The organism is Enterococcus italicus DSM 15952 (genome assembly GCF_000185365.1).
In the GTDB taxonomy this organism is placed as follows: Bacteria; Bacillota; Bacilli; order Lactobacillales; family Enterococcaceae; genus Enterococcus_G; species Enterococcus_G italicus.
Window position 1 is genome coordinate 1,766,194 of sequence record NZ_GL622241.1, and the last position, 21,515, is coordinate 1,787,708.

The 21,515-nt window shown below is 40.0% G+C and carries 21 protein-coding genes; 5 read left to right on the forward strand and 16 right to left on the reverse strand.

Annotated features, from left to right (window positions below; genetic code table 11):
- Nucleotide 1 precedes the first annotated feature (1 nt).
- Entirely contained in the window at nucleotides 2-535 is a 534-nt protein-coding gene (locus HMPREF9088_RS08260; RefSeq protein WP_007208751.1) for a 3'-5' exonuclease, read from the forward strand.
- A gap of 42 nt (nucleotides 536-577) precedes the next feature.
- Here the strand turns inward: HMPREF9088_RS08260 and tsaE are convergent, their stop codons facing one another.
- From tsaE to HMPREF9088_RS08275, 3 genes are all read right to left on the reverse strand, one after another.
- Entirely contained in the window at nucleotides 578-1,045 is a 468-nt protein-coding gene (tsaE, locus tag HMPREF9088_RS08265; protein ID WP_040366862.1) for a tRNA (adenosine(37)-N6)-threonylcarbamoyltransferase complex ATPase subunit type 1 TsaE, read from the reverse strand.
- 198 nt (nucleotides 1,046-1,243) lie between these two features.
- A complete protein-coding gene (gene pta, locus HMPREF9088_RS08270; protein WP_040366864.1) occupies nucleotides 1,244-2,227 on the reverse strand; it encodes a phosphate acetyltransferase in 984 nt (327 codons plus the stop codon).
- 160 nt (nucleotides 2,228-2,387) lie between these two features.
- The gene (locus HMPREF9088_RS08275) at nucleotides 2,388-3,062 is read right to left on the reverse strand and encodes a uracil-DNA glycosylase (protein ID WP_007208754.1); all 675 of its coding nucleotides are present in this window, start codon (nucleotides 3,060-3,062) and stop codon (nucleotides 2,388-2,390) included.
- A gap of 109 nt (nucleotides 3,063-3,171) precedes the next feature.
- Here HMPREF9088_RS08275 and HMPREF9088_RS08280 point away from each other — a divergent pair, with 109 nt between their 5' ends.
- On the forward strand, nucleotides 3,172-3,687 hold the full coding sequence (locus HMPREF9088_RS08280) for an LURP-one-related/scramblase family protein (RefSeq protein ID WP_007208755.1): 516 nt from the start codon (nucleotides 3,172-3,174) through the stop codon (nucleotides 3,685-3,687).
- 1 nt (nucleotide 3,688) lies between these two features.
- On the opposite strand, the gene HMPREF9088_RS08285 is transcribed toward HMPREF9088_RS08280, so the two are convergent.
- Entirely contained in the window at nucleotides 3,689-4,255 is a 567-nt protein-coding gene (locus tag HMPREF9088_RS08285) for a GNAT family N-acetyltransferase (RefSeq protein ID WP_007208756.1), read from the reverse strand.
- Between the two features lie 56 nt (nucleotides 4,256-4,311).
- Here HMPREF9088_RS08285 and nrdI point away from each other — a divergent pair, with 56 nt between their 5' ends.
- Nucleotides 4,312-4,761: a class Ib ribonucleoside-diphosphate reductase assembly flavoprotein NrdI gene (gene nrdI, locus HMPREF9088_RS08290; RefSeq protein ID WP_007208757.1), complete on the forward strand. Its 450-nt coding sequence runs from the start codon at nucleotides 4,312-4,314 to the stop codon at nucleotides 4,759-4,761.
- 283 nt (nucleotides 4,762-5,044) lie between these two features.
- On the opposite strand, the gene HMPREF9088_RS08295 is transcribed toward nrdI, so the two are convergent.
- The 6 genes from HMPREF9088_RS08295 to groES form a co-directional block, all read right to left on the reverse strand.
- Entirely contained in the window at nucleotides 5,045-6,865 is a 1,821-nt protein-coding gene (locus tag HMPREF9088_RS08295) for an LTA synthase family protein (protein ID WP_040366868.1), read from the reverse strand.
- Between the two features lie 251 nt (nucleotides 6,866-7,116).
- Nucleotides 7,117-7,941, reverse strand: a complete 825-nt coding sequence (gene nadE / locus HMPREF9088_RS08300; protein WP_007208760.1) for an ammonia-dependent NAD(+) synthetase — start codon at nucleotides 7,939-7,941, stop codon at nucleotides 7,117-7,119.
- Between the two features lie 12 nt (nucleotides 7,942-7,953).
- On the reverse strand, nucleotides 7,954-9,423 hold the full coding sequence (locus tag HMPREF9088_RS08305; RefSeq protein WP_007208761.1) for a nicotinate phosphoribosyltransferase: 1,470 nt from the start codon (nucleotides 9,421-9,423) through the stop codon (nucleotides 7,954-7,956).
- Between the two features lie 73 nt (nucleotides 9,424-9,496).
- Nucleotides 9,497-9,775, reverse strand: coding sequence for a hypothetical protein (locus HMPREF9088_RS08310; RefSeq protein WP_007208762.1), 279 nt, complete (start codon nucleotides 9,773-9,775; stop codon nucleotides 9,497-9,499).
- Between the two features lie 203 nt (nucleotides 9,776-9,978).
- Entirely contained in the window at nucleotides 9,979-11,604 is a 1,626-nt protein-coding gene (gene groL, locus HMPREF9088_RS08315) for a chaperonin GroEL (protein WP_040366870.1), read from the reverse strand.
- Between the two features lie 31 nt (nucleotides 11,605-11,635).
- A complete protein-coding gene (gene groES / locus HMPREF9088_RS08320) occupies nucleotides 11,636-11,920 on the reverse strand; it encodes a co-chaperone GroES (protein WP_007208764.1) in 285 nt (94 codons plus the stop codon).
- Nucleotides 11,921-12,122: 202 nt separating this feature from the next.
- Between groES and HMPREF9088_RS08325 the strand changes: the two genes are divergently transcribed.
- Entirely contained in the window at nucleotides 12,123-12,749 is a 627-nt protein-coding gene (locus tag HMPREF9088_RS08325; RefSeq protein WP_007208765.1) for a CPBP family intramembrane glutamic endopeptidase, read from the forward strand.
- 217 nt (nucleotides 12,750-12,966) lie between these two features.
- Here the strand turns inward: HMPREF9088_RS08325 and HMPREF9088_RS08330 are convergent, their stop codons facing one another.
- The 5 genes from HMPREF9088_RS08330 to yycF are packed head-to-tail and all read right to left on the reverse strand — an operon-like array spanning nucleotide 12,967 to nucleotide 18,544.
- Nucleotides 12,967-13,773 carry an MBL fold metallo-hydrolase gene (locus tag HMPREF9088_RS08330; RefSeq protein WP_007208767.1) on the reverse strand — a complete coding sequence of 269 codons (807 nt, stop codon included), beginning with the start codon at nucleotides 13,771-13,773 and terminating at the stop codon, nucleotides 12,967-12,969.
- Between the two features lie 50 nt (nucleotides 13,774-13,823).
- Entirely contained in the window at nucleotides 13,824-14,678 is an 855-nt protein-coding gene (locus HMPREF9088_RS08335) for a two-component system regulatory protein YycI (RefSeq protein WP_007208768.1), read from the reverse strand.
- A gap of 1 nt (nucleotide 14,679) precedes the next feature.
- The gene (locus HMPREF9088_RS08340; RefSeq protein WP_007208769.1) at nucleotides 14,680-15,993 is read right to left on the reverse strand and encodes a YycH family regulatory protein; all 1,314 of its coding nucleotides are present in this window, start codon (nucleotides 15,991-15,993) and stop codon (nucleotides 14,680-14,682) included.
- The gene (gene walK / locus HMPREF9088_RS08345) at nucleotides 15,990-17,831 is read right to left on the reverse strand and encodes a cell wall metabolism sensor histidine kinase WalK (protein ID WP_007208770.1); all 1,842 of its coding nucleotides are present in this window, start codon (nucleotides 17,829-17,831) and stop codon (nucleotides 15,990-15,992) included. Before walK ends, HMPREF9088_RS08340 begins: the two co-directional genes overlap by 4 nt.
- 8 nt (nucleotides 17,832-17,839) lie before the next feature.
- Nucleotides 17,840-18,544, reverse strand: coding sequence for a response regulator YycF (gene yycF, locus HMPREF9088_RS08350; RefSeq protein WP_007208771.1), 705 nt, complete (start codon nucleotides 18,542-18,544; stop codon nucleotides 17,840-17,842).
- Between the two features lie 349 nt (nucleotides 18,545-18,893).
- Here yycF and HMPREF9088_RS08355 point away from each other — a divergent pair, with 349 nt between their 5' ends.
- Entirely contained in the window at nucleotides 18,894-19,907 is a 1,014-nt protein-coding gene (locus HMPREF9088_RS08355) for a zinc-binding alcohol dehydrogenase family protein (protein ID WP_007208772.1), read from the forward strand.
- 71 nt (nucleotides 19,908-19,978) lie between these two features.
- On the opposite strand, the gene HMPREF9088_RS08360 is transcribed toward HMPREF9088_RS08355, so the two are convergent.
- Nucleotides 19,979-21,385: an aldehyde dehydrogenase family protein gene (locus tag HMPREF9088_RS08360; protein ID WP_040366873.1), complete on the reverse strand. Its 1,407-nt coding sequence runs from the start codon at nucleotides 21,383-21,385 to the stop codon at nucleotides 19,979-19,981.
- Nucleotides 21,386-21,515: the final 130 nt, after the last annotated feature.

A 21,515-nucleotide genomic window follows, 5' to 3' on the forward strand; every position in this document is an offset into this window, starting at 1 on the left:
CATGAATTTTATTGCAATGGACTTTGAGACTGCCAACCACCAACGCCATAGTGCTTGTTCTTTGGCACTCGTCATGGTACGTGATAGTAAAATAGTCGGCGAATATTATTCGTTAATTCAGCCGGAAACGTCTTTCTTTTGGCGTAACATCCAAATTCATGGAATTAAGCCACAAGATGTCAAAACGGCCCCTAAATTTCCAGAAGTCTGGGAGAGCATCGCTCAGTACTTTAATCCATACAGCTTGATTATTGCCCACAATGCTCCGTTTGATAATGGTGTATTGGCTGGCTGTTTGGACTACTACAATCTTGAACAACCCCATTACTTAACGCTAGACACGGTGCGAACAAGTCGCAAATTTTATCAAAACTTGCCGAATCATCGTCTAAATACCGTTTGCGGGTATTTAGATATCCCACTACTAAATCACCACGATGCATTAGAAGATAGTCGCGCCTGTGCGGAAATTTTACTCGCTCAAGAAAAAGAATTTGGGCGCACGCCACTAAAAAAATTCGTTCGAAGTATTTAAAAAAGATGAAGTCCATTTGCGCTAAGCTGGACTTCATCTTTTTTAGTTTTCTGACCAAGCTTTCATAAGCTTGACTGATAATGCAGAGCCTTTTTCTCCGTGAGGTGCCAGTGCAATGATTCGTTTCGCTACATCATTAGGATCTTTTTTGATAATAACTTCTAGATAGTCCTCGGGTAGCCATTTGCCTAGCTGATTTCCCCATTCGACAACAGTCAAGCCATCTCCTTCAAAATAATCATCCAAGCCCAGGTCATCATAGCCTGTCGTTATCCGATAGACATCCATATGATAAAAAGGAAGCCGACCTTGCGTATACTCGCGAATAATCGTATACGTCGGACTTTTAATCATTTGCGTAATGCCTAAGCCCTCCGCTATCCCTTTGCTAAACGTCGTCTTGCCTGCACCCAAATCACCTGTTAGCACAACCACATCACCTGCTTTGGCAGCTTGTCCTAATAAGAAAGCAAATTGCTTCGTAGCTTCTTCATCTTTTGCTTCGTACATCATGTTCCTCCATTTTGATTCTCTTTTAGCAGTATACCTTGTTTTTTGAAGAAATTCAAAATACGACTGTTGTAGCCTGACATAGAATTTGTTACTACGACAAAAAGCCAGAAAGTCCAAGAGTTGAAAAACAACTTTTGGATTTTCTGGGCTTTTGCTTATAACTCTACTGTTCTATCTCAGCTTAGTCAATCTTGCTTATTCGTTTGATAAAGATTGAGCTGCAGTAATAATTGTTAATTTGTAAACATCTTCTTCGTTACAGCCACGAGACAAATCAGAAATTGGTTTGTTTAGGCCTTGTAAGATTGGTCCGATTGCTTCAAAGTTACCGAAACGTTGCGCAATTTTGTAACCAATGTTTCCAGATTGTAAGTCAGGGAAAACAAAAACATTCGCTTTACCAGCAACTTTAGAGTCTGGTGCTTTTAATTGGGCAACTGATTGGATATATGCCGCATCAAATTGCAATTCGCCATCGATATCAAGCTCAGGAGCTAATTCTTGAGCTAATCTCGTTGCTTCAACTGTCGCATCAACTTGAGGTGCTTTAGCAGAACCTTTTGAAGAGAAGCTTAACATTGCGACTTTTGGATCAATATCAAACATTTTTGCAGTATGTGCAGAAGCAACAGCGATTTCAGCTAATTCTTGTGGTGTTGGTGCAACATTGATTGCACAGTCAGAGAATAAATATTTTTCTTGTTCATTCCCGCGAATCATTAAGAATGCACCACTTGTACGGCTAATACCTGGTTTAGTTTTGATGATTTGTAGAGCTGGTCTTACTGTGTCACCTGTTGAGTGAATGGCACCTGACACTAATCCATCAGTAATCCCCATGTAAGTCAGCATCGTACCAAAATAGTTTTCGTCTTTTAATAATTTTTCAGCTTGTTCTTTGGTTGTTTTGCCGTTACGTCGTTCAACAAACGCTTCAACAATTTCATCCCAACGTGCGCAGTCATCTGGATCATACACTGTCAAGTTTTCGATTGAAATCCCACGCGTTTTCGCAGCTTTTTCAATTTCGCCACGATTACCGATTAGTACTGGTTCAACTAATTCTTCCCCTTTTAATCGTGCAACCGCACTCAAAATTCTTGTATCTGTAGCTTCAGGGAACGCGATTTTAATACCACGACGCACAATCTTAAATTTTAAACTATCAAACAATTCCATTACAGAACCCTCCAATTTTATCAATTCATACATCTTCATCATACACTATCAATTCTAAAAAAAACAGTTTTTTTACACTGTATTATAAAAAAACTGTTTTCCTGTTCGGAAAATCACAAAAATCTCCTATTTTCTATTCTACACACCTTAAAATTGTGTATTACTCATGCACTGACCAGTCAATTGGCTGTTTCCCTAGAGCAAGTAACGCATCATTCGCTTTGGAAAATGGACGGGAGCCAAAGAAGCCACGATAGGCCGATAATGGACTCGGATGAACGGATTCAATAACTATGTGTTTTGAACAATCGATTTGCTGCTTCTTCTTTTGCGCTTGACTCCCCCACAAAATAAAAATTACCGGCTCTTCTCGCTGATTTAATTTTTGAATGATGGCATTTGTTAATTGCTCCCAACCCTTGCCTTTGTGCGAGTTGGCTTGACCTGCTCGCACAGTTAATACTGTATTTAAAAGCAATACGCCTTGGTCAGCCCATTCGGATAAATCTCCACTCGTTGGGATTGGACAACCAATATCATCGTGCAATTCTTTATAAATATTTTTAAGTGATGGTGGGATGGTCACCCCTTTTTGTACTGAAAAGGATAACCCGTGTGCTTGGTTTATCCCGTGATATGGATCTTGACCTAAAATTACCACTTTAACAGTTTCATACGGAGTGCGTTGCAACGCCTCATAGATGTGATACATTGACGGATAGATTGTTTGTTCTTGGTATTCTTTTTTTAGAAATTCATGGAGCTGAAGATAATACGGTTTTTGAAACTCTTCAGCGAGTAGTTTTTGCCAACTATTGTGTATAAATTCAGTCATAATTCTCCTCTTTTCTTCATTCGATTTTCTTCTTGGCGACTGAATCAAGCTAGTTTTTGTGGTAAACTATGACTAGAAATGATCACTACGCTAGAAGGAAGTGCGTCACATGCCAGAGTATTTTATTCAAGAGCGACAACTTAGTTCGGTTACCCGTACGCTCGTAAAAGATGAACAAGGCATTTCCCTTTTTTTACTTGTCGGTAAATGGGGCGGCAAAGGTGATGTGCTTGCTCTATACAAAATGAATGGCGATTTAGTCGCTCGCATCAAGCAATCCAGTGTCATCTTTGGCCACAAATTTGATCTGTATAACGGCTTTAAAAAAGTCGGTTCATTAAAAAAAATTTTCAATTGGCCCGGCGACTTTTACTATATCCAACAACTACGCTGGATGGTTTTTGGTGATATATACAATCATCGTTATGCCATCCATCATTTTAATAAAGTTGTCATGGAGATGGACAAGGCAACGCTAGTGACTGGTGATTATTACGTATTATCTATCCCCGAAGCTGCCGATGCACCTATTTGTATTTGTATTGCGGCGATTATGGATTATTGGCTATACAATCGAAAGAAGCAGACCGACATTGATTTAGATGCGACGCCTGATTTTTCGTAAGTTATTCGATTGGTTTTTGCATATGGTAGTACGGATGATTGCTTAACACTTGCTCGCCTACCACTGCAAACCCCAAGCGCTCATATATTTTCTTAGCTTGCACATTGGCAAAGTCACAACACAGCCCCATCTTATCTTTACCCGCTTGCTTGGCAGTCTTACGGACAGCTTGTAGCAACGATGTGCCGATTCCATGACCGCGAAAGTCAGGATGCACACACACTGAGTCAATATACCACTCATTTGGAAAGCCTTCCGGATCAGTAAACAAACGAACATCACCTGTAAGATGCTTTTGTGCGACTGATAGCCAAGCTTGATCAATGATTGCTTCTTGCTCAGAAGGATACCCAAAAGCGATACCTGCTACTTGTCCATCGATTTCTTCCACAAGACCGCGTGATTCGTTGTATCGATAAGTTGGCTCTGCCATCGCTTGTACGAGCATATCCACTAGCTCTTCTTCCGAAACTTTTTGAAGCATCGCAAGCTCCATATCTTTGAAAATAACCATCAGTAAGTTTGCTATAGCAGGACGATCGTTTGGTGTTGCTTTACGTATGACCATGTGTATATCCTCTTTTCTTTTTCTATTTTACCTACTTAACTAAAGGAGCGGCTGTAATGAATCTACTTTATATCTCAATCTCAGGAAATACCAAATCCTTCGCCCAGCGCATGAAGGAGCTTTCCATAAAAAAACATAACGAAGCTATCGACAATCCAATTATACAAATAAAAGAAATTACCGACAATAGCGTCCTTCGTCAAGAATCAGAACCCTTTGTCGTCTGCGTCCCTACTTATCTTGAAGGTGGCAATGGCATCGATAACGGTGATCAGGAGATACTGACAGAGGCGATGCGCGATTATATCGCCTATAAAGATAATGCGACGCTTTGTCTTGGAATAATCGGTAGTGGCAACAAAAACTTCAACTTGCAATATTGTCTGACTGCCAAACAATATGCCGAACAATTTTCAGTCCCTTTTTTAGCAGACTTTGAACTGAGAGGCCTGCCTAATGAAATCGAACAAATTTATTCAATTTTATCCTCACTCTCGAGCAATTAAGTTATCCACATGAATGTTACTGAGGTTGCTCGTTTCACAAAAAATAACTTTCTCTCTTTCGTAAGAAAACTGAAAAAAGGCGTAGTTTACTCGTTTTTTTATCGTTTTCTTTTTTTATCATTTTCAGGTGTGAAACAATCGCTTTTTTCTATTTTTTAGCTCTTGACAACAAAAAAAAGCCGGAAAATCCAATAGTTTGAGAAAAAATACTGGATTTTTCGGACTGTTTGCTTGTAGCTAAATAATTCCGTCTCAGCTGTTTACTGTGCTAGGTAGACTTGCTTTAAGGTGCAACTTGGAAAAAGGCAGAAGTACTGTATTGCTTTCCTTGTAATTGATCATATTGAATCAGCTCATAATCGTGGTATATTTCTTGTTCTTCTTCTGTTAGTTCCGCTAATTGCTGCCAAGTTCCTTGATAATAACTTCTTCCTTTTTCTGATGCAGGTAAAAAGGCCTCTACCTGACTCAATAGCTCATAAAAGCCGGAAATAGGCAGCTGCGCTTTCTTTAGTAAAGTCGGAGCAAAATAATATGGACTCAATGTATTCGTTGTATCTGTCGACCAATCTTGCGCAGTACTGTACATTAAGTACTCGGTCAAATGAAGAGTCACCGCTGAATTCGCCGCTTTTGTACTATCTGAATAGATGCTAGGTAAATGATCACCCCAGAAGACAACAATCGTAGGCCGATCTAGCTTCGCTAATTCACTCACAAATGCACTCAACGATTGACTACTATAAGCGATATCTTGCGCGTAGTCATTGGCAGTGATGGAATTTCCTGTGCCACTAACTGCATACTCTGTTTCATCGTATTTATTTCCGTAGGGCATATGTGTCTGCATCGTAACAAAATGAATAAATTGCGCCTGCTCACTGGTATCTAACGTGTCGATTATCTGATTATACACTGCTTCATCGGAAATATATGGGTTATTTTCAATTTTTGTCGGCTCTTCAATATCCTCTTCATCTAAAAAGTCATCAAATCCCAAAACGCTGTAGACATCCGTGCGTTTATACATCGACGTAGCGTATGGATGGATGGCCGTCGTTTGATAGTTTTGCTTCTTTAAAAATGAAACCAGTGACGGTAGATTGCTTAGCTTCGGTACGAGCATCGTATAAGGTGTTGTCATTTGACTAGTCAAAAGCTCCATCGAAAAACTTGTCAATGCTTCAAATTCAATATTGGCAGTGCCACCTCCGTAGTTTTGTGAAAGCATTTGACCACTAAACGACTTACTTGCGAGCTTTTTATAAGAACTTAGTGGATCCCCACTGACATCGACACCTATCAATCGTGAAGGGTCTGAAAAACTCTCACTTTGAATATAGATAATATTGGGTTGCTCAGTATCGGTCTCTTGATTGTTTTCTGAAGCTAGCTTTGTATATTTTGCGACAATTTTTTGGATGGCTTCTTCTGAATAGCCGGATGGTTCCTCCATCGCTTCCACGTGAAAATTATACAAAAAGCCGCCAATAAAGCCAACATTGTAATAATTCATCTCTTGCGAATAAGAAACCCAAGTCGCTGATTGGTTAAATGCTTGTCGCAGCAAATTCGTATCATCGTTAAAATTACTCGCATATCCTAATAAGCCACCTGAAATAAGCAACGTACTCACCCGCACGAATTGCATTTTTTTTTGCAATCGCAGGCTACAATACATACTCCAAACAAGCAATCCCAAACCAATGAAAATCATCACTACACAAAGAATAAAAATTGGCGTGCCAACAATATCATGTAGCATCTGCCATTGAACCACCATCTTCAGATCATCTGGATACAGTGGTTCACTGCGTAAGCTCATTTTTTGATAGTCTGCAAAACCAATGAGACCAATAGAAATCACAAAAAACAAACTGCTATACTTGAGTTTGCCTAATATACTCCAAATAAATAAAAAAAGAACCCATAAAACAAGCACACCTAAAAAGAATTTACTCGTATGCCATGAAAAGGCAAATTGAATAGCTGTAGCAAATGACAAGTTGTTTTGACACCACTGCAAATAAAGATTACTAAGAAAGGGAAGGATCATACTCCAGAGCATTCCTAAAAAATACAGTCCTTTGATGCGTTTGGACATGGGACAATTCTCCATTCTATTTTTATATACAAAAAAGAGGAAACATTTCTGTTTTCCTCTCGACATTGTTAACAGAGTCTTCCCCAAAACTTCTGTAAATTTATTATATGATATTCATAATAGAGTTGCAAACAAAACCCTTTTCATTTTTACTAAGTTCATAAAATAGTCTATAAAAGACCATCCATCACCCGAGAAATCGTATCATGCCAGCTTTTCGGGCGATAGATTGCCAATTAATTCATTGGTTATTATTTCCAAAAATCATCAAAAATTGTAATTGGTAAATGGCGTTTGTGTTGTGTTTTTACCCACCAATTTTCGATGGTTTCTTTTGCAGCAGCTGATACTTCTTTGCCTTCTAAATAATCATCAATATCATCATAGGTCACACCTAGAGCCACTTCATCAGCAATCAGTGGACGACCATCTTCTAAATCGGCAGTCGGCACTTTGTTATAAATTTCAGCAGGAGCACCGAGCGCTTGCAATAGTTGTTTGCCTTGTCGTTTGTTCAGACGGAAGATAGGAAGAATATCCGCACCACCATCCCCAAATTTTGTGAAGAAGCCGGTAATATTTTCAGCCGCGTGATCCGTACCAATTACAGCACCTTTTTTCTCACTTGCAATGGCATATTGGGTGATCATTCGCTGACGAGCTTTCATATTCCCCTTATTAAAATCCCCAATACCGATGCCGCTTTCCTCAATCGCCGCTACTTGAGCATCGACAGCTTTTTTTATATTTACACGCAGAGCTACATCTGGTTTTATAAATGTCAAAGCTTTTTGAGCATCAGCTTCATCAGCTTGCTCTCCATACGGTAGACGAACTGCTACAAATTGGTAGTTTGGATTTCCTGTTTCATTTCGTAATTCTTCCATCGCCAATTGAGTCAAGCGGCCAGCTAGTGAAGAATCCTGTCCGCCACTAATACCTAATACATAGGTTTGTAAAAATGGAAATTTCCCCATATAGCTTTTTAGGAAATCAATACTTTTACGAATCTCTTCCTGTGCATCAATGGTTGGTTTTACGCCTAATTCCTGAATAATTTCTTGTTGCAATGTCATATGACTGCCTCCTTATTCTGTCGCTAAGTCTTTTACGTAGTCGCGAACTTCCGCCATAATCTTCATTTTATGATTCCAGCAATCAGTCGACAAGTCGACTGGGTAGGGCTGCGGATTTAAATCACGCTTGTATTCATCCCATAATGAATCTAATCGTTCTTGTGAGAATTGTTTGATTTCATCAAGCTTCGGTAGCGTATAGGTGAGTTCACCTCTTTGATAAATATCTTGCAAGATAGGGCGTGCATGGAAATCACGTACGGTCTTATTGATGTATGTATGCACAGGATGGAACATAAAAATCTCCTCTTCTTCGCGAGGATCCTCATCCCATAACGTCACATAATCACCTTCTGATTTACCATTTGATTTTCTAGTGATGCGCCACACTTGTTTTTTCCCTGGTGTGGATACTTTTTCAGCATTGCTTGATAGCTTAATCGTATCAATCATTTCGCCACTATCATTTTCAATAGAAACCAATTTGTATACTGCACCTAAGGCAGGTTGATCGTAAGCGGTAATTAATTTCGTACCGACGCCCCAGACATCAATTTTTGCCTTTTGCATTTTTAGACTTAGAATTGTGTTCTCGTCCAAATCATTCGATGCATAAATTTTAGCCTCAGTAAAGCCAGCTTCATCCAATTGCTCACGAACTTTTTTTGAAATGTAGGCCATATCACCACTATCAATCCGAACACCTAAAAAGCGAATCTGATCACCCATTTCACGAGCTACGCGAATGGCATTAGGGACACCTGATTTAAGTGTATCATAAGTATCAACTAAGAAAACACAGTCTTTGTGTGTTTTTGCATAAGCAATAAAGGCATCGTAATCATTGCCATAAGACTGCACGAGTGAATGTGCATGCGTTCCACTGGCTGGAATACCAAAAATTTTTCCAGCTCGAACATTACTCGTCGCATCTGCTCCACCTATATAAGCGGCTCTCGTTCCCCAGATGGCTGCATCGAATTCTTGCGCCCGTCGTGAACCAAATTCTAGTAATGGGTCTTTTCCGATAACTGATTTGATTCTCGCTGCTTTCGTCGCAATCAACGTTTGGAAATTGACAATGTTTAGTAGGGCTGTTTCGATCAATTGAGCATGGGCAATGGGTCCTTCGACTTGAATGATTGGCTCATTGCTAAATACCAAGTCACCTTCCAATGTCGAACGAACATCACACGCAAATCGAAATTCTTTTAGATAAGATAAAAATCCTTCTTGGTACCCACCAACTTCGCGAAGATAAGCAATATCCGTCTCAGTAAATCGTAAATTATTCAAATAATCTACCAAACGTTCCAATCCAGCAAAAATAGCATAGCCATGTTTGAAAGGCATTTCTCTAAAGTAACATTCAAAGACGGCATGCTTATCTGCTCTCCCCAGCTCCCAATACGTTTGCATCATGTTAATCTGATACAAATCTGTATGTAGTGTGAAACTATCATCTGCATATATTTTCTGCATGACCTTAACTCCTCTATCATTTTCTTTCCCTACATTATATCAGACTAGCCGATAAATCGGGAAACAATTCCTTTTACTTGGATTCAGCTACTTTTTTATAGACGATACGATTCGTTTTCCTACTAGTCCCTCTTTGGCAGTAAAAACAAAATACAGTTCTTGCTTCGTTTTTTTTTATGAATTTGTACGTCGCACCACTACTGTCTTTATAGACCGATGTATCTTTTGCTCCTTGATTGACTTGCGTTAGCGTACGTTTTTGATCATCTACTTGATAGGTCAATGTATCATTCGTTTTCGTAAGAGTCATCGTTGTTTGATAGTCATCTTGAGATTCCCACTTGCCTGTCAATCACGACTGGCTCCCAGTCATAATGAAATAGGCCCCTACAAAAAATAGTGCTACTAGTAAAAGCAATGGAAATGAATTTTTTTGTCATGTCCTGTACCCGTTCAGTCAATTCCATATCTATTATTTTACCTGAAAGAAAAGTATAGCGATAGAAAATAGAAAAAAAAAGAAACCCCTCGAGAGGGATTCTTTCATCATCTTTCCTACATCATGCCGCCCATCATTGATGGATCCATTGCTGGTGCAGCAGGTTTTGCAGGTTCTGGCTTGTCAGCGACAACTGCTTCAGTCGTTAATAATAATGCAGCAACTGACGCAGCATTTTGTAATGCAGAACGAGTCACTTTAGTTGGGTCAACGATCCCAGCTTCAAGCATATTTACCCATTCACCTGTCGCAGCATTAAACCCAATACCAAGTTCAGAACGTTTTAATTTGTCAATGATCACTGAACCTTCGTAGCCGGCATTTTCAGCGATTTGACGAACTGGTTCTTCAAGTGCACGAACAACGATTCGTACCCCTGTCGCTACGTCGCCTTCTGCTTCAACAGCGGCAACTTTTTCAATAACATTGACTAATGCTGTACCACCACCAGAAACCATACCTTCTTCTACGGCAGCACGAGTAGCATTTAAAGCATCTTCAATGCGAAGTTTTAATTCTTTTAATTCTGTTTCAGTCGCAGCACCGACTTTAATTACAGCCACTCCACCAGCTAATTTCGCTAGACGTTCTTGTAATTTTTCACGGTCAAAATCAGATGTTGTGTCTTCAATTTGTTTGCGAATTGTTTGAACACGTGCATCAATCGCATCTTTGTCGCCAGCCCCTTCAACAATCGTTGTGTTGTCTTTATCGACAACAACTTTGCTAGCACGACCTAACATTTCGATTGTTGCGTCTTTTAATTCAAGACCTAAGTCTTCAGTAATGACAGTACCACCTGTTAAGATAGCAATATCTTCTAACATTGCTTTACGACGATCACCAAATCCCGGTGCTTTTACCGCAACAACATTAAATGTTCCACGAATTTTATTTAGGACAAGAGTTGGCAATGCTTCACCGTCTACATCATCAGCAATGATTAATAAAGGTTTGCTTTGTTGTAAGATTTGTTCTAATAATGGTAACACGTCTTGAATGTTTGAGATTTTTTTATCTGTAATCAATACATAAGGATTATCAAGGACAGCTTCCATCTTGTCGTTATCAGTCACCATGTATTGAGATAGGTAACCACGGTCAAATTGCATCCCTTCAACGACATCTAATTCTGTTTCGATTCCTTTTGATTCTTCAATAGTAATGACGCCATCGTTGCCGACTTTTTCCATCGCATCAGCAATATATCTACCGACTTGTTCGCTACCTGATGAGACAGCTGCTACTTGCGCGATAGCTTCTTTCGTATTCACGATAGATGAGATTGCGTGCAATTGCTCTACAGCTGTTTTTGTTGCTAATTCGATACCACGACGAATGCCTAGCGGGTTCGCACCAGCTGTCACATTTTTTAAGCCTTCGCGAACGATTGCTTGTGTTAAGACAGTGGCAGTTGTTGTACCATCACCAGCAATATCATTTGTTTTTGATGCAACTTCTGAAACTAATTTTGCACCCATATTTTCAAAATGATCTTCTAATTCGATGTCTTTGGCAATTGTAACACCATCATTAGTAATTAATGGCGAGCCAAATCCTTTTTCTAATACGACATTACGTCCTTTAGGGCCTAATGTTACTTTTACTGTATCCGCTAATTTATCTACACCACGGAGCATTGCTGCACGTGCATCTTCTGCAAATTTAATATCTTTTGCCATTTTCATTTCACCTCATTAGTAGTAGTTTATATTATTCAACGATTGCTACGATATCTTTCGCAGCAAAAATCATGTATTCAGTACCTTCATATTTCACTTCGGAGCCTGCGTATTTTTCAAATAATACGGTGTCGCCCACCTTCACTGGAACAGGTGCAGTTTCGCCATTATCTAATACGCGACCTTCACCTACTGCAACAACAACCCCTGTTTGTGGTTTTTCTTTCGCAGCAGAAGCCAAGACAAATCCTCCGGCAGTTTTTTCTTCTTCTTTTGATACTTCGATCAGTACTCGATCACCTAATGGTTTTAACACGGTCTATCCCTCCAAAATTAATAGTTTTTTTATTGTTAGCACTCTTATCTTTAGAGTGCTAACTTACAAAATTAATATTACTCATTTTTCTAATGTTATGCAAGTATTTTCCCTTTTTTTCTTAAACTTTTTCCACGGAGAAAAAACAATGATTGTATCTTAACTAGTAATCATTATACTAAACTTAAAAGGGGGAGTTTTTTTGACCATACGAAAATACGGTCTATTGACCATTATCATCTATGTTATTTGCTATTTCGCACCAGCGCTGTTTCCCACTATCACTTCTGCATTATGGGCTACGATTGTTTTTTATTTAGGCGGCGCTCTTTTGCTCGCTTGGCTGTATCACATCAGTCAGACGACACTCACGTTTGAATCCAAACCAAAACCTTGGAAAACGATCATCATTTGGGGGGTAGCAGGAATCTTCTTAGCTATTTTTGTACAAAATATTGCCAGCCAAATTGAAGTGAGCGTATTAGGAGAAGCAAGCAGTTCTCAAAATACGAATACTATTTTGTCTTTTATTAAAAGCAACTATTTGTTTATTCTAGCCGTATCAGTAGGCGGTCCGATTTTAGAAGAATTTGTCTTTCGGCGGGCGCTGATTGGTCTGTTAGAAACGAAAATACCTTTATGGTTTGCGGTGATTGTCAGTAGTTTAGTCTTTGCGATAATTCATGATGACGGTCATATCTTACTATACACTGCTTTGGGCCTTGTATTTAGTATGCTTTATATAAAAACCGGACGCATTTGGACCTCGATTATTAGTCATGTTGGGATGAATACTTTAGTCGTTGTCGTATCGTTATTTATGACCTAATCTAAGGCAAAATGGTTCATATACAAACAAAAAAAGCCACCAATCCAAAAGTTTGAGAAATAACTTCTGGATTGGTGGCTTTTTTGCTTATAGTTGCTTCTATCTCGCTTTTATGCAGATCTCTGCACAATAAGTCAAAAATCCCCAAAATTGACATGCAATTTTTGAAATTTCCGAACTTATTGCTCAGATCTAATCGCTTTTGTCACAACCTTAATTAGATAGCGAATAAGTGGGTTGCTTTATCAGGGTCGGTGTCGTAGATTTGAAAAGCTTCACCAACACCTCTATCGTACTCTTTTAAGGTGTTTTCCATTGTAAGGTGTGCCAATTCTTTCAGATTGTTTTCACGGCTGAGGTGTCCTAAGTAAATGCGCTTAGTCGCATCTCCTAAAATATCATTCATGACCAAGGCGCCGTCTTCATTTGATAAATGACCTTTATCACCTAAAATTCTTTGCTTTAATGGCCAAGGATAGCCACCCATTCTAAGCATTTGTAAATCATGATTGCTCTCCATCAAATAGGCATTTGCATTGCGAATAACCCCTCGAACATGGTCGCTACAATACCCAGTATCCGTAAGCATAACAAAGGACTTGCCATCTTTGTTAAATTTATAAAATTGTGGTGCTGCTGCGTCATGTGATACGCCAAAGCTTTCAATATCTAAATCACCAAACGTCAATGTAGCGCCCATATCAAAAATAAACTTTTGCTCAACTGGTACATTACCGATTAGTGGCGCCATGGCTTCCCATGTCTTCTCGTTCGCATAGATTGGCAAATGATACTTGCGCGCTAATACCCCTACACCATGGATATGATCACGATGCTCATGCGTGACAAAAATCGCATCCAATTCAGCTGGCGTTTTGCCGACTTCTTGCATCAATGATGTGATTTTTTTGCCACTTAGTCCAGCATCGATTAAAATTTTCTTTTTTTCACTCTCGATATACAAAGAGTTTCCTGTGCTTCCACTAGCCAAAATACTCACTTGAAAAGCGTTTTGCTTCATCATTCTTTGAAAACTCCTTCTATTGATTTTCTTGTTCGAGTATACTCCATTGCTTAATAATTTTCTACTTTCCGAACAGAAGCATTTGTGATGATACGATTACTAAAGGCGTTAACGATTTCTGTTTGCGTTGATTTATCCGCCTTTTCAATAGAAACGAACCACGCCGGTACATACACATTTTGTCCGCGAACATTCAATATCAAGGTATAGGCTAATTGAATCCATTCAATCGTCGCTTTTTTGGCAATCCGATTATTGATATATAACGTATTAATGGCATCTTTTTCAGAATAAAGCGTCATTTTTTCTCGTAAAGGTGTTAAATTGGCGACATATGTCTGTGTGTAGTTTTTGTTCACATATTGGCCATTCTCACTAGCAAACGAAAAGACTAGCTGACTGGACGAATCGTTGATTGGAATTCCTTCATACGATTGCGTGGCAGTTAACTCCACTTGATTCTCACCAATTGTCGAAAAATGAACTTGATACGTATAATCTGAACCATTCATTACCCTTTTTTTCCAATAAGTTTGGCTTGCTTTAGCCAATTGCTCTTTATCTTTTACGAGAAAATGCTCAGATAATGTATGCGTCAACTTTGTTCCATCGAAAGTCGTCGTGCCATCATTTAGTAATTTTTTATTATCGGTCGCATTTTCATTATAGAGTGACTGCATGGTCGTTGCCGTACCCGAGAGATAATAGCCTGTCTCTGATACACTCGAAAGCGTCCCATCATAGGTAATGTCATCATTTTCTAATCGTTGCTCGATAGCGATTTTTTGACTGGAAGTTGTGATAATGCTTTGATCGTTTCTTGAACCAATATAGATATTAATTAGAAAGATATTTACGCCTAAAAAAGCGATGAAAAAAATCCATTCAATGCGCTTAAATCCCATTTTAGTCGTCCTCACTTTCTTCAAATTGCTTCAGCAAAGTATCCGACTCTTGCCAGTGATTATCGTAATTGACATACCAAGTAGGAACCAAATCAACGACACCTGTATCTTTAATATCATTCCATTTGTATCCAATAATAAGGGCTGTGAGTTTTGTCAGATCAGCACCTTGACTTTTCAACTCTTCTAGTACCGTTTGACTAGCAGGTATTTGAACTGTTTGATCGGACGGGATTGGTACTTGGATTGTATTCATATTGGCATCGATACTGACAGACCACGAGTCCGATTGCCGATTTTTCGAAAATGAAGTCGTTACTAACCCCTCTTTATTGGTACTAAAGACAGGATATCCCTCCACAAATACCCGATAATCAATCGTGTTGCCATTGCGATTCATAAAGCGTAAGTTCCCGTAATTCGTTCCGAGATAGCGAATGTATTGGTAGCTTGCCTTATACAAATTATCGTCGATATTCGTAATATTGGTATCACGAAATTCGACAAGACTGTCTTGTATTTGCACGGTCATAATCTCGGATTGATCGACAATCATTAAGTCTGAACTATCATCACTACTTTTTGCATTAGAAGGATTCGTAAAGAAGCTATCGCGAAACAATGTAAACGATTGTACAGAAGAAATGTAGCTATACAGTTTTAATTCAATGGGCTTATTGGTAACATATTGACTGCTAATCAAAGAAGAATCGAGTACAACACTGTACCAACTCGCCTCATTTTCTGCTAATAAGGATTTGATTTTATCAAAGTCACCATCAAAAGCCACGGTTACTATATAGTGCTTCTTTGAGTTCAAGAAACGAAATGTTGCTGTTTTATAATCAATTTGTGCATGATCAAAGGTCAGGTCTTTGTCTGTTAATGATTGATTTAAGGTAAGTCGTAAATTCAAAAGCTCAATACATTCAGCAAGAGACATTTCGTTCATTAAAGTTAATTCGAGCCCATCTGTTAGTTGATGATTTGCCTCAAATTCAGCATCCGTAGTGTATTCCATCAATTTTGGATTTGACATTTTTGTTTCTTCAATTTTTTTAAGTACTTTTTTTATCACGACTTCTGAACTAGTCTCCTGTGCGTTGCCTTTCGTAACACTGACTAATTTTAAAGGCAAGAAAACATCTGCCATACTTCTTGAGCTAACTTCTTTTTCTGTGGTAGTATCGCCGCTTTGGGTGGTATCCAGTCCTGTTTTATTGCTCGGATTCAGCCAGATTAAATAAGACAAATAAAAACTGAGCACGATCATCGCAATTAACCCTAAACGAAGCGCCATCCGTTTCCATCTCATTCCCACCAGTCCTCCTCATATGGTTCATACGGCAAGCTAATATAAAAAGTTGACCCGTAATTTTCTTTACTTTCTGCCCAGATTGATCCTTTGTGTGCTTTGATGACTTCTCTTGAAATAGCTAGTCCTAATCCCGTGCCACCTTGCTTGCGTGCGCGAGCTTTATCTACTCGGTAAAAACGAGTAAAAATTTTAGCTAAATCGACTTTAGGGATCCCCATCCCTTGGTCCCGAATACTTAATAAAATATGATTGTGTGTTTCGGATAAAGAGACAGTGATGACCCCACCATCTGGGGAGTATTTGATTGCATTGTTCATAATATTATCAATCACTTGAATCATGCGATCGGCATCTACTTCTACCCATAGATCTCGTTGGGTGAAGTCACGACGAATGACGTATCGTTTTTCTTTACCTGTAACCATCATATCAAAGCGATTCAGTACGAAGTGGACGAGTTCATTAAAGTTGACATACTCTTTTTGTAATTGCGCATTGCCACCGTCCATACGTGAAAGATTCAGTAAATCATTAATCATGCGAATCATCCGATCTGTTTCATCCAAGGTTACTTTCAAGAAATCTGGTGCGATTTCTTCATCGCGCCATGCACCATCACTCAATGCTTCTAAATAACTATGCATACTTGTCAACGGTGTCCGTAGCTCATGAGAGACATTGGATACGAAGTCACGCCGTTCTTTTTCCGTCTTTTCCTGCTCAGTAACATCATGAATCACGGCAACAATCCCAGAAATAAACCCTGAATCACGGCGAATCATCGAAAAATCGACTCTTAAAATTAACTGGCCGCTCTCGACCTCACTGGAGGAACGATGCAGTAACATTTCATTTGAACTTTCTAGCAATGTCCGTAACGTATACTCCTCCCCAATCTCTAACAAGTCCAAAATTGACTGGCCTATTGCTTCTTCTTCATTTTTTTTATCTAATAAAGAAAGTGCCATTTCATTAATTGTAATGACTTTCCCTCGACGATCGGTCGCGATAACGCCATCGGTCATATGCGAAAGGACACTATTTAGTCGGTTCCGCTCGGACTCAATGGCTTCTTGTGTCTCCTCAATCTGCTCTGCTAACTGATTAAATGTATCAGCCAACTGTCCTAATTCATCTTGGGCATGAATCGCGACTTTCCCTGAATAATCGCCCCGCGCGATGCGTAAGGCTTGCTGACGCATCTCACCAATCGGCTGGGTAATCGAGCGTGCTACAAACAAGGCAATAACCATCGAGATAAACGCTGCAATCAACGACGCCGAAATAAAAATCACGGCGATATCATTAATTTGAGCATATTCCTTTTCAAGATTGCTTTTAATATACAACGCACCAATTACCGCATCACCGGTGGGAGACTGGATGGGTTGGACATTAATTTGCACACGATTCCCAGTCGTCGAGTCCACTGTGACAAAACTTTTGACTGTAAAATCATCCATATCACGATAATCATTACGCTTACCAATAGCGCTTTGATCATTGACATTCGTCGTCGCGCGCACGATTCCCTTTTCATCCACGACTCGCATTTCAATAATTTCTGAGTTGTTATCATTTTCTAAAAAACGCTGGATGGAGGCATTCGTGGTCGTGGTATCCGTGTCGTCTTGATTGCTTAATTCAGAACTGACCATATACGCCACATTGGATGCTTTCGTATTCATATCCGTTATAAAATTATTGATGGTTGATCGTTCTAATCCCCGAATAAAATACGCCCCGATAATCTCGATTGATAAAAGCAAAATCAAGATAAATGTCAGGGCGATTTTAAAGTTCACTGATTGAACGAAGCGAACTTTCGTTTTCATATAAGTCTTTACTCCTGTTCTGGGTTACGAAGGTAATAGCCTACTCCACGACGAGTTGCTAGATAATTAGGATGGCTTGGATTGTCTTCGATCTTCTCACGCAATCTGCGCACCGTCACATCGACCGTCCGTACATCGCCAAAGTAATCATATCCCCAGACAGTCTGCAACAAATGCTCACGTGTCATGACTTGACCGATATGTTTGGCTAAGTAGTGCAACAATTCAAATTCGCGATGGGTCAACTCGATGGCTTCATTGTGCTTGGTCACCATATACGCATCCGGATGAATCGTTAAGTCACCAATCGATAGCTCCGAATTGGTCTGCTCCTCCGCCTCTTTGGCTGCCGAAGAACCACGGCGTAAATTCGCTTTTACACGGGCAACAAGCTCACGATTTGAGAAAGGCTTGGTCACATAATCATCCGCACCTAGCTCCAGACCTAGCACTTTATCAATTTCAGAATCTTTGGCCGTTACCATAATAATCGGCATATCAAAGGTCTTCCGTACTTCCCGTGCTACTTCTAGTCCGTCCATCTTCGGTAGCATCAAATCTAGTAAAATCAAATCCGGTTCCACTTCACGAACTTTTTCCAATGCTTCTTCACCATCATAAGCCGTGAAAACTTCGTAACCTTCTTTACTTAGATTAAATTTGACAATATCCGAGATTGGTTTTTCATCATCGACAACTAATATTTTTTTCACTAAGGTTCACCTCGTTTTTTCTTTCCGAATAACCTAACGCTTCCATTATACATTATTTTCAAATACGTTTCATCTTTCAATTTGAAAGATAAAAAAAGAGCCTACCGGTTTGGGGGACCGATAGGCAGGAGTAAAAATGAAAAAGTGTTAGGGTTGTCTTAAAATAAGACTTTGTTGGTATGAATAAATACTATCATGTAAATATGAATAAATTGTGAAGATTTTTTTGGGTTTCACTTAAATTGTTAAGGCACGAAAATCTTTACAAAAACATAATAATTGTCGCAACCAGACTGTCTTCCCTTTTATTGGTATACTGAGCTTATCCTATGAGAGGTTGGTGAATAACATGACAGAATTGATGAAAGCAGTTGGATATTACCACGCATTGCCTTTAGAGAATCCCGATAGCTTCTTGGATCTTACATTACCTATCCCAAATGTTAGCGGACGTGATTTACTCATTGAGGTAAAAGCTGTCTCGGTCAATCCAGTAGACACAAAACAACGAACACTCGAACCCCAAAATTTAGAACCAAGAATTCTCGGCTTTGACGCAGCTGGTGTTGTCAAAGCAGTCGGTCCAGACTGTACGCTCTTTTCCCAAGGAGATGAAGTTTTCTACGCCGGTGATGTCACCCGACCTGGAAGCAATAGTCACTTTCAGCTAGTAGATGAACGGCTTGTAGCAAAAAAGCCAAGCCAGCTGACATTCGCCGAAGCTGCTGCGATGCCTTTGACATCACTCACTGCGTATGAAGCATTGTTTGAGCGATTAGCGATAGAGCCAAATTCGGGTAAAACAATTTTGATTATTGCTGCAAGTGGCGGTGTCGGCTCGATTGCGACACAATTAGCCAATCATGCCGGCCTCACCGTGATCGGCACCGCCTCTCGGTCAGAGACAGTCACTTGGACCAAAGAACATGGGACAGCGATCGTCTTGAATCACCACCAACCCCTGACTCCACAGCTACATGCTCAAGGTTATGACTACGTGGACTACATCCTTTGCTTAAACAATACCGATGCTTATTGGGATGCGATGGCCGAGTTGATTGCTCCGCAAGGTAAAATCTGTTCCATCGTAGAAAACGAACATCCTCTTGAACTCGGCAAATTAAAAAGCAAAAGTGCTACTTTTGTCTGGGAGTTCATGTTTACAAAAGCCATGTACCAAACAAAGGACCTCTATTCGCAACACGAAATTTTGAAAACTATCAGCCAATTATTGGACCAAGGTGCCATACGATCGACTTTAACGGAAACCCTTCGTCCCATTTCAGCAAAGACGATGAGAGCGGCACACCAAAAAGTAGAAAGTGGCAAAATGATTGGAAAAGTAGTGTTAGAATCCTACTAACGATCTCGCCATTTGCATAGAAAAAGGCCGACAGCCTAGTATCTTGTTCTACTAAGTTCTCGACCTTTTGATTAGCGCACGATGGCTTTTATTTCAACATAATCATCCAAACCATATCGACCATTCTCACGACCAATACCTGATTGCTTGTAGCCTCCGAATGGAACTTTTGGTCCACGAGAGGCTCCATTGATTAAGACATTGCCTGTGCGTAATTGTCTTGCTACGCTCACAGCCTCTTCTTCGGGTCCAACAACCCCACCAGCTAGACCATAGATTGAGTCATTAGCAATCGCGATGGCTTCTTCGACAGTCTGATAGGTGATTACCACCAACACTGGTCCAAAGATTTCTTCTTGGGCGATGCGCATGTCATTGGTCACTTCTGTAAAGACTGTCGGCTGGACATAATAGCCTTTTCTAGACAAAGCTTCCCCACCAATCAAGACCTTGGCTCCTTCATTTTTGCCTATCTCGATATAGTCCAGCACTGTGTCTAATTGATTTTTTGATACCATTGGTCCGACCCGAGTTTCTTTGTCGGCAGGATCACCGACAACCACCTGATCATAGTAGCTCTTTAATTCAGCTTCGACTTTTGGCAATTCACTTTCTGGGACCAATAAGCGCGTCAATGCCGAACAAGTCTGACCTTGATTATCTAATACGGTACTCGCTGCAGCTTTGACAGCTACGGAACAATCGCCACCCTCTAGATAGATCAGAGCCGATTTTCCGCCAAGTTCGAGCACTGTTTTTTTCACTGTGTCAGCAGCGCCCTTCGCTAACGTCTTACCGACCTCTGTTGACCCAGTAAACGACACAAGCGCCACATCTTCATGATCGGCTAAGTATTGACCCGCATCGCCACCACTGCCAGTAATAATATTGGCAACACCTGCCGGTAAGCCAGCCTCTTCGATCAATTCCGCATACAACAATGCTGTTAATGGGGTGTCGCTTGCTGGCTTCACAACAACCGTATTACCCGTTAATAAAGCCGGTGTTAGCTTGCGTTGAATTTGGTTAAATGGATAGTTCCATGGCGTGATACAAGCCACTACGCCATACCCTTCTTTCAGAACTAGTGCATTGTCTACTTCTTCTTCAAATGCATACTGCTCGAATTCTTCTAAAAACCCAGACATTTCTTTGATAGACATCGGTACTTGCCCATTTTCCACAAATGTCCGACTCGCGCCCAACTCGGCAATAATTGTGTCGGCAACTTCTTGTTTCCGTGCTTCTAGCCGTGCCAATAACTTTTTCACATACTCTGCTCGTTCACTTGGTTTCAATGCGTTCCAGGCAGGAAATGCTTTTTTGGCAGACGCCACAGCCTGATCAATATCTGCATGGTCGGCTTGAATCACTTTTGCAATGACTTCTTCCGTCGTCGGATTAAACACTTCTGCATACTTTTGGGCATGTGCGGTTTGCCATTTGCCATCATAAAAAAATTTATCGTACGTCTTCACTTTCAATCCTCCTCGCTTTACTTCTTTAACCGTAGCACGCTTGCCACAGATGGTCAAAATTTAGCTCTTGTTTGACTACCCGCGTATAACAAAAAGTAGAAAAAAGGCCAAAAAATCCAGAAGTTGTGTT